The 2,509-nt window shown below is 73.1% G+C and carries 3 protein-coding genes; all 3 read left to right on the top strand.

Going from position 1 to position 2,509, the window contains the following annotated elements:
• On the top strand, positions 1–759 hold a 759-nt coding region (locus tag AC1D12_RS30840; RefSeq protein WP_477845020.1), incomplete at its 5' end, for an AAA family ATPase.
• Positions 760–761: 2 nt separating this feature from the next.
• Entirely contained in the window at positions 762–1,610 is an 849-nt protein-coding gene (locus AC1D12_RS30835) for a DUF58 domain-containing protein (RefSeq protein ID WP_477845019.1), read from the top strand.
• Positions 1,603–2,502: a hypothetical protein gene (locus AC1D12_RS30830; RefSeq protein WP_477845018.1), complete on the top strand. Its 900-nt coding sequence runs from the start codon at positions 1,603–1,605 to the stop codon at positions 2,500–2,502. The genes AC1D12_RS30835 and AC1D12_RS30830 overlap by 8 nt, the downstream gene beginning before the upstream one ends.
• The last annotated feature ends 7 nt before the right edge of the window (positions 2,503–2,509 follow it).

Raw genomic sequence — 2,509 nt, 5'->3', positions numbered from 1 at the left:
ACCTACATCAGCGCCGAGGGCCGGCCGGCGGTCGAGCCGGGCCCGCTGATCCGGCATGGCGAAGACCTGGCGATCTTCTTCTTCAACGAGATCAACCGCGCGCGCCCGCAGGTGCATTCGCTGCTGCTGCGCGTGATGGCCGAGCGCAGCGTGTCGGCCTTCAACCGCGAGTTCCGCTTCCCCCACCTGGTGGTGTTCGCCGACCGCAACCGTGTCGAGCGCGAGGAGACCTTCGAGATCTCGTCGGCCGCGCGCGACCGCTTCATGATGGAGGTGACCATCGATGCGCCGGCCACCGATGACGACCGCCGCGAGCTGATGTTCAACCCGCGCTACCACGACACCGACCGGCTGCTGGAAGAGCTGCCGGCGGCGATGCTGAACCACCAGGCGCTGAACGAGGTGGCCGAGGCGATCCAGCGCAGCGTGCAGGCCTCGCAGGCGCTGCAGGACTATGCGCTCGGGCTGTGGCGCGCCACCGCGGTGCCGGCGGAGTACGGCGTGAAGGTCTCCGGGCTGGACACCGCGCAGCTGATGCTGGCCGGCGCCAGCCCGCGCGGCATGAGCTACCTGCTGCGCGCGGCGCGCGTGGCGGCCTGGCTGGACGGCCACCATTTCGTGACGCCGGAGGACGTGCAGGCGGTGTTCGTCGAGACCATCGCGCACCGGCTGTGCTACCAGCCGGTGTRCGAGATGCGGCGGCAGGATATCTCCGGGCCGCTGATGAGCGGCATCCTCGCGAGCGTGGCGGCGCCTTAGTCATGTCGCAGCCCACCCCCGAGATCCACTACCGCATCGGCAGCGCGGCGCTCGGCCATTTCCCGGGCCACCACCGCAGCCGCCGCGGCGACAGCGGCTTCGAGTTCCGCGGCCATGCCTCGCTGCTCGACGCGCCCGACCCGCGCCGGCTCGACCTGCATGCGAGCCTGCGCGACCCGTTCGGCCAGTGGTCGGTGCGCGTCTACAGCCAGCGCAAGTCGATCCCGGTCGCGGTGGTCGCCGACCTGTCGGCCTCGATGGGTTTCGAAGGCGCGCAGCGCCGGCTCGGCGTGCTGGCCGATTTCGTCGACAGCCTCGCGTGGTCGGCCTGGCGCACCGGCGACAGCTTCGGTTTCGTCGCCTGCGACGAACAGGTGCGCAGCGACCTGCTGCTGCCCCCCAGCCGCTCGCGCGCCGCCGCCGGCGAGCTGACGCGCACGCTGCGCAGCCTGCAGCCCGGCGGCCGCTCGGCGCACGGCCTGCGCGAGGCCCATCGCCACCTGCCGCAGCGCCGGTCGCTGGTCTTCCTGCTGTCGGATTTCCATTGGCCGGTCGACGAGGTCCGCGCCGTGCTGGCCAGCCTGGCGCACCACGACCTGGTGCCGGTGCTGCTGTGGGACCCGCAGGAGTTCAGCCTCGCCGCCCCGCGCGGCCTGGCCCAGGTGCTCGACCCCGAGAGCGGCCGCCAGCGCCTGGTGTGGTGGCGGCCCGCGCTGCGCGAGCAATGGCAGCGGCACCAGGCGCAGCGGCGCGAGGCACTGCTGCAGGCGTTCCGCGCGCAGCGGCTGAACCCGCTGTTCATCGAGGGTGCCTTCGATGCCGACGCGGTGACGCGGCACTTCCATGCGTGACAGTCTGGTCGCATTGGCCTTGATCGCGTGCAGCGGCGTCGCGCCGGCCGCCGGCACGCTGCGCGCCAGCACCGTCGAGCCGCGCGCCTTCGGCTACCACGTGGGCGACCTGGTCGAGCGCGAGCTCATCGTCCACATCCCCGCAGGCTTCGTGCTCGACGAGGCCACGCTGCCGCGGCCGGGCGCGCGCGGCAAGGCGATCGAGCTGCAGGCGGTGTCGCGCCGCAGCACGTCCGAAGCCGGCGGCACCCGCCTCGTGCTGCAGCTGCGGTACCAGGTGTTCATCGCGCCGCCCGAGGTCCGCACGCTGGAGATCGCGCCGTTCTCGCTCGGCTTCCAGGGCGACGGGCGCGACCAGGCGCTGCGCGTCGACGCCTGGCCGGTGACGGTGTCGCCGCTGGTGCCCGTCGAGGCCTCGCCGCGCCAGGGCCTGGGGGAACTGCGCCCCGACCTGCCGCCGCCGCTGCTCGACACCGGCCCGGCGCAGCGCCGACTGCTGGCCTGCGGCGCGGTGCTGCTGCTATGCCTCGCGTACCTCGCGCAGATCTACCTCATCCTGCCGGGGTGGTCGCGGCGCCGGCGGCCGTTCGCGAGTGCGTGGCGACAGCTCAGCCACCTGCCGGCCGACGCGCCGGCGCCCGAGCGGCGGGCCGCGTTCCATCGCGTGCACGAGGCGCTGAACCGGACGGCCGGCGAAGTGGTGTTCGAGCACGGCGTCGACCGCTTCGTCGCCGCGCAGCCGCGCTATGCCGCGCTACGCGCCGAGCTGCTCGCGTTCTTCCAGCAGTCGCGGCGCGAGTTCTTCGCCGACAGCCCGGCGGCCGCGAACGACAGCCGCTGGCTGCTCGAGTTCTGCCGCAAGTGCCGCGATGCCGAGCGAGGTGCCGCGTGATCCACTT

This window comes from Rhizobacter sp. P1_G5 (assembly GCF_056405435.1).
The sequence above is the reverse complement of the archived record's forward strand: the minus strand, read 5'-3'. Positions and strand labels throughout refer to the sequence as shown.